We start from the raw sequence: 6000 nt of genomic DNA on the forward strand, positions 1-6000 counted from the left end.
AATCTAGAGATATTCGGTCATAAAATGAGATAATGACGATCTTCATTGATCAAGGAGTTAGAAATAAAATGGCAACAAAAAAAATGGATTCGGCAAAAACCGCAATTGATACGAAAATTATTCGTGATCTTGCTGAAATTTTGAATGATACAAATTTAACGAACATTGAAGTTGAACAAGGGGAGCTTCGTATTTGTGTCTCACGCCAAAATACCTTAACTTCTTCTGAGCAAGCAATCTATGCCCCTGTTTCTACTCCTACTTTTTCTGTAACATCTTCTCCAGTTCCAACAGCTGAATCTCCTATACAATCTATCCAAGAAGATAAATCAAAAAACACAATAACCTCTCCAATGGTTGGAACAGCTTATCTTGCACCCTCACCAGGCGCACAACCTTTTGTAGAAGTAGGACAAAATGTTTCTGAAGGGGAGACATTACTTATTATTGAAGCCATGAAAACAATGAATCAAATTTCATCACCGCGCTCCGGTACGGTAACCACTGTTCTTGTCAAAGATGGTCAACCTGTTGAATTTGGTGAACCACTTATTATTGTTGAATAAAGCGAGGGGCAACTATGATTCGAAAAATCCTCATTGCTAATCGAGGAGAAATTGCTCTTCGCGTTTTACGTGCATGTAAAGAACTTGGCATAAAAACCGTGGCTGTTCACTCTACCGCTGATGCAGATGCAATGCATGTTCGTCTTGCTGACGAAAGTGTTTGTATTGGCCCTCCTCCCGCTCGTGATTCTTATTTGAGTATTCAGCAAATTATTGCTGCTTGTGAAATTACAGGAGCGGATGCTGTTCATCCAGGTTATGGCTTTCTTTCTGAAAATGCAAAATTTGCAGATGTTCTAGAAGCCCATGATATTACATTCATCGGTCCAACAGCTACTCATATCCGCATCATGGGCGATAAAATCGAAGCAAAGAAAACCGCCAAAAAACTTGGTATTCCTGTAGTTCCAGGTTCAGATGGAGCAGTCACTGAAGAATCAGATGCTTTACGCACTGCTCGTGAAATTGGTTATCCAGTTATTATCAAAGCTTCTGCCGGTGGTGGTGGACGTGGTATGAAGGTTGTTCATTCTGAACAAGAATTTTCTATAGCTCTCAAAACGACACGTTCAGAAGCGAAAGCTGCTTTTGGTGATGACGCTGTTTACATAGAAAAATATTTAGAAAAACCCCGTCATATTGAAATTCAAGTCATAGGTGATGGTGCGGGAAATGCTATTCATTTAGGAGAACGCGATTGTTCACTTCAACGACGGCATCAAAAAGTATGGGAAGAAGCTACGTCACCTGCACTTAATGAAACTGAACGGAAAAAAATTGGAAATATTGTTGCAAATGCTTGTGCCCAACTTGGATATCGTGGAGCTGGTACTATTGAATTTCTTTATGAAAATGGCGAATTTTATTTTATTGAAATGAATACACGTTTACAAGTCGAGCATCCTGTAACTGAAGCAATTACAGGTATAGATTTAGTCCACGAACAAATCCATATTGCATCAGGCTGTAAACTTTCAGTGACACAAGATGAAGTCTGTTTTTCTGGTCATGCCATTGAATGCCGTATTAATGCAGAAGATCCCATTAACTTTACGCCATCACCTGGAACCATTACACATTTTCATACACCTGGAGGTTTAGGGATTCGTGTTGATTCAGGCGCTTATTCAGGTTATCGTATCCCTCCTTACTATGATAGCATGATTGGAAAGCTGATTGTTCATGGACGTACCCGTTTAGAATGTATGATGCGTTTACGGCGTGCTTTAGATGAATTTGTCGTCGATGGGATAAAAACTACACTACCTCTTTTTCGCGATCTTATTAATAATCAAGATGTTGCTGATGGTAATTATAATATTCACTGGCTAGAAAATTACCTTGCTCATCAATCAAAGTCTTTAGATTCGTAATTCGATAGCAAAACGGTGCATTCTTATAAAAGATTCTATAAGATATCAACATAAGGATAGTTCCAACCTTGCTGTAAAAAGTGGAAAAAGGAAATAAATTGGTTATTTTTTATATAGTTTTCTTTTAATATACATAAAATTTAATAATTTTCTGTTTTCCTTTTTGTTAGTTTGTGCTAACTCCTACATGGTTACGCCCTTATAGCTCAGTTGGTAGAGCACCTGATTTGTAATCAGGGGGTCGGGAGTTCGAGTCTCTCTGGGGGCACCATTTTATTTCTTGAACATATTGAAATATATAGATTTTTTCTTTAAATAGCCATTTTCAGACCACCTTTTAGACCACCTTCTACAGTTTATATAATTTTACCTAATTTGTTCTTATTTGCTCCTTATTTTTCTTTGGAGTGAAGGCTAAGATCTCTTTTTTTCTCCATCTCACTGCTCTCCCTAGCTTATATGGCTCCGGAAACAACCCCTGAAGCACCCAATTGCGAATCGTTGTTGTGGATACACTAAAAAGCTGTGCACACTCACGTGTCGTTACATATCTATCTCCATCATCAAATATCATCTCATTACCTTTCTCTTTTTTATATTAATTAAATGGGTGGGAGTGCTGGAAGGAGAGAGCACCCCCATAGGTTTAAGCAGCTTTTGCCAAAATCTTTTGCATCTCTTGTTCTATTTCCCCTAAAAAGATTTCGACCGCTTTATTGATCTCTTCAATGTGTTTCTCATCACGGAGGACGCGTTTGATTTTCATTCTCAAACCAGTAGATTTGCCTACAAAGTTTGGATTATAGCTCATGAAATCACACCATTTGCGTCCAGTGCATGCCATTTGGAATTGCATCTGTGCGATATATTCAGGCTTGATTTCGTCATAAATAAAAAAACGCAAATGCGTGGTTGATTGTGGACATTTGACTTCTATTAAACCGTCCTCTCCAATCAACCCATCAGGACTAGCCCCCGCCATTTCCATTTTGGGGTGTGGGATAAACCCGCATCTTGTGACTTCTGCGTCATAAATGAATTCATATTCTCTTAAGGCATCTTCTTCATGTTCGATACCCCATTGCATAGCAGGTGTTGTATAAGATTGGCTTATTTCCTCTATTAAGCGTTCTGTCATGAGTTTCGTTTTGTAGTCTTCATATTTGCTGGTAGGCAAGCCTTTAGCTGTCTTACTGAGTACGCTGTAGACATTAGATGCAGTGACTTTACCCAAGCGGGCCTGAAACCATTGTGCTGTTCTTTGTTCCATTTCACACCGCCGTTTGTTGTTGAGTTGGTGCATATTCAATATCTTGTATAGGTGCATCTAATTGCTCTTGTTGTGCTTTATTCATTTGCTTTCGCTGCTTTTTTTTCAAAGCAAACAAAGCGGTTTGTGCTTGTTTAAAAGACATATCTTTTAGATTTTTTACTCCTATGAAAGAGAGAAGCCTACTTTCTTCAGATTGTGTTTTTTTAATTAATTCTTTGATTTCATTCATCTGTTCAGAAGAGATACCCGCAAGAAGTGTTATTCCATCTGTATCGTCTTCTTTTCTTGCAACATTAAGAAGCATGCCTAAGAGATATCTACGTGCGTAGCTTATAGTAGAACCAACCGCTTGTGTGTTATTTTTGCTTCCCGTAGCATCAATGGGAAATGTTCCTTCTGTTGATATTTCATTGCCCGATATATGCTTTAAAGTCATTTCTACAGTTATGTCATTTGAACTCTGGTCTTTGATACGAGAGAACAAGGCAAAGTGATGTTTTGCAAGAGGTTCTTTAATAGCATCAATATATTTATCAAGCGTTGTATAGAGGCTTTTAGTATGTGTATTAATGGCATTTTGTTCGATATTTTTATATTCCACTTGTATAGTAGAAAGATCACGGACAAAGTTTTGACGCTCTTGTCGTTCTATCTCCTTTTCTCGCAATTCAAGAAGACGCTTGAGACGATCCATATCGACATCATTTTCTAAAGCTCTTTCTAAAATAAGCTCCATAGCTGTAGATTTGATTTCACAATCGTTCGTTTTTTCCACTAATTCCGTTCGTGTGGTACTTAGTTCACTCATCTTGATTTCCTCCTATTTGAGCGCAATTCACCCGTGGCGTGAATCACGCTGGTGTTTAAAAATGTTGTTTGGTTGTTAGAGTTTGGATTTTATAGGTTGCATTATGTCTTCAGAAATTATGGTATCTACATAAGGCTCGTCTTTATACCCAGAGATAGTGATACAAAGTTCACCTAGATTGTGAGTATTTCTCACAACTAACTGTGCACACAAGGTAGGTTTAATTCCATATTTATACATGATTTATTTTTTCTCGTTTGTTGTGATACGGCTTTCTCCGCAGATCTCTGAATCTCCGTAAATTTTTGCGTCGCCATAAACTCTTGCATTGGGATAAACAATTGCATTTCCGTAAATCTGTGCGTTTTCAAAAATGCGACCACCACCATATACTCGGGCGTTATTATAAATTTTTGCATTGTCATAAATTTTTGAACCCCAAGTAACACAAGCATTATCATAGACCCAGCAATTGCCATCATGAGAGAGATTGCTTTCATTTTCTATAAAGCCCCCAAGGTCCCCAGCCTTAACATCATCAAAATCTCTTAAAGCACGAATGCGGTACAATGTATGGCAACTTACAATATCGGTGGTTTCATTAGTCAATTCGTATTTTTTCACCATGCTTTTTCTCCAGTGGACATGACGTTATCGCCATCAATATCCGCATCACGATAAATTTTTGCGTCGCCATAAATACGTGCATTACCGGAAACTGTTGCCATTCCATAAACTTCGGCAAAACCGTAAACATGTGCATTATGTTTAATTCGTGCACTACCATAAACTTCAGCATCATCATAAACTTGAGCATTATCGTAAACGCAAGCACAAGATAAGACGAATGCATTACCACCTACCCAGCAATTACCATGATGCGATAGGTTGTTTTCATGTTCTATAAAGCCGCCTAAATTACCTTTTTTAATAACTCCAAAGTCTCTTAAAGCGCGGATACGGTGAAGAGTTACCCCTTTAAACTCAGCTTTCTCATCAGTAAGTTCGTACTTCTTTTCCATTAGTTTGCTCCAGTGGATATTCTGCTATTGCTGCCAATCCAATCTTCACAACGTAAATCCGCATCACCGTAAATTTTTACATTTCCGTAAATGTGTGTATTACCGCCAACTTTTGCATTTCCATAAACGCTTGCCTTATCGTAAACATATGCTTCATAATAAACATGAGAATTGCCATAAACATGTGCATGATCAAAAACTTTAGCGTCACCGTAAACGTATGCATCACCGTAAATTTCTGCATAATTGTAAACTTTTGCTTCATCAGAAACGAGTGCATCTCCATAAACCCGCGCATCACCATAAACATAGGCATAACCGGAAATATGTGCATTTTGATAAACACGAGCATTATCATAAACCCTAGCATAATCTCCAACCCAACAATCGCCCCCATGACTAAGATTGCCTTCCTTTTCAATAAAACCGCCAAGGTCACCTTTTTTGACATTTCCAAAATCTTTTAATGCACGTATGCGGTAAAGCGTGCGTCCGCCAACTTCATCCATTTCATCAGTCAATTCGTATTTTTTTTCCATGATTTATCCCCCCTACCTTAAAATAGCGTCACTTCCATAAAATGCTGTATCGCCGGCTACTATGGCATTACCACGAACTTTTGCGTTATTATAAACTTCGGCATCATCATAAACCTTCGCATTTTCAGAGATATATGCATTTTGATAAATACAAGCATTGCCTCCAACCCAGCAATTATCATCATGGCTAAGATTCCATTCACTCTCGACAAAGCCTCCAAGGTCGCCTTCTTTGACATCATCAAAATCTTTTAAGGCGCGTATGCGATAAAGCGTTATTCCATCAATTTTGATTGTTTCATCAGTGAGTTTATATTTCTTTTTTATCATGATAACCTCCTCTTAATGCATGCTTTGTCTTTTAAGCTCTTGAGACAGCACACCAATTCCTTTTGCTGTGATTTTTGCGCAAGGAATGA

At 38.1% G+C, this 6000-nt stretch carries 9 protein-coding genes, 1 tRNA gene and 1 pseudogene; 3 read left to right on the top strand and 8 right to left on the bottom strand.

Annotated elements, in window-relative coordinates; translation table 11 throughout:
- Positions 1–68 precede the first annotated feature (68 nt).
- The 3 genes from accB to ACFIMI_RS05235 all read left to right on the top strand — a co-directional run bounded on the left by accB (position 69) and on the right by ACFIMI_RS05235 (position 2210).
- A complete protein-coding gene (gene accB, locus ACFIMI_RS05225) occupies positions 69–566 on the top strand; it encodes an acetyl-CoA carboxylase biotin carboxyl carrier protein (protein ID WP_375613403.1) in 498 nt (165 codons plus the stop codon).
- 14 nt (positions 567–580) lie between these two features.
- Complete coding sequence (accC, locus tag ACFIMI_RS05230) at positions 581–1939, top strand: acetyl-CoA carboxylase biotin carboxylase subunit (protein WP_375692299.1); 1359 nt, start codon at positions 581–583, stop codon at positions 1937–1939.
- A 195-nt stretch (positions 1940–2134) separates the two neighbouring features.
- Positions 2135–2210: transfer RNA gene (locus tag ACFIMI_RS05235), tRNA-Thr, on the top strand.
- A 99-nt stretch (positions 2211–2309) separates the two neighbouring features.
- On the opposite strand, the gene ACFIMI_RS05240 is transcribed toward ACFIMI_RS05235, so the two are convergent.
- The 8 genes and pseudogenes from ACFIMI_RS05240 to ACFIMI_RS05275 all read right to left on the bottom strand — a co-directional run.
- Positions 2310–2513, bottom strand: coding sequence for an AlpA family transcriptional regulator (locus ACFIMI_RS05240; RefSeq protein ID WP_005865986.1), 204 nt, complete (start codon positions 2511–2513; stop codon positions 2310–2312).
- A gap of 72 nt (positions 2514–2585) precedes the next feature.
- Entirely contained in the window at positions 2586–3209 is a 624-nt protein-coding gene (locus tag ACFIMI_RS05245; protein ID WP_375692300.1) for a lambda exonuclease family protein, read from the bottom strand.
- A gap of 1 nt (position 3210) precedes the next feature.
- Entirely contained in the window at positions 3211–4020 is an 810-nt protein-coding gene (locus tag ACFIMI_RS05250; protein WP_375692301.1) for an ERF family protein, read from the bottom strand.
- A gap of 243 nt (positions 4021–4263) precedes the next feature.
- Positions 4264–4647, bottom strand: a complete 384-nt coding sequence (locus ACFIMI_RS05255; protein ID WP_273790346.1) for a hypothetical protein — start codon at positions 4645–4647, stop codon at positions 4264–4266.
- A complete protein-coding gene (locus tag ACFIMI_RS05260) occupies positions 4641–5042 on the bottom strand; it encodes a hypothetical protein (protein ID WP_375613985.1) in 402 nt (133 codons plus the stop codon). The genes ACFIMI_RS05255 and ACFIMI_RS05260 overlap by 7 nt, the downstream gene beginning before the upstream one ends.
- Positions 5042–5581 (bottom strand): hypothetical protein, encoded by a 540-nt coding sequence (locus ACFIMI_RS05265; protein WP_375613984.1) that lies wholly within the window; start codon positions 5579–5581, stop codon positions 5042–5044. The genes ACFIMI_RS05260 and ACFIMI_RS05265 overlap by 1 nt, the downstream gene beginning before the upstream one ends.
- A 12-nt stretch (positions 5582–5593) precedes the next feature.
- Positions 5594–5911 carry a hypothetical protein gene (locus tag ACFIMI_RS05270; protein WP_375607465.1) on the bottom strand — a complete coding sequence of 106 codons (318 nt, stop codon included), beginning with the start codon at positions 5909–5911 and terminating at the stop codon, positions 5594–5596.
- A gap of 12 nt (positions 5912–5923) precedes the next feature.
- A pseudogene (locus ACFIMI_RS05275) lies at positions 5924–6000 on the bottom strand (phage antirepressor Ant); the annotation flags it as partial.

This window comes from Bartonella sp. AP4SXKL (assembly GCF_042195845.1).
Taxonomy (GTDB): Bacteria; Pseudomonadota; Alphaproteobacteria; order Rhizobiales; family Rhizobiaceae; genus Bartonella.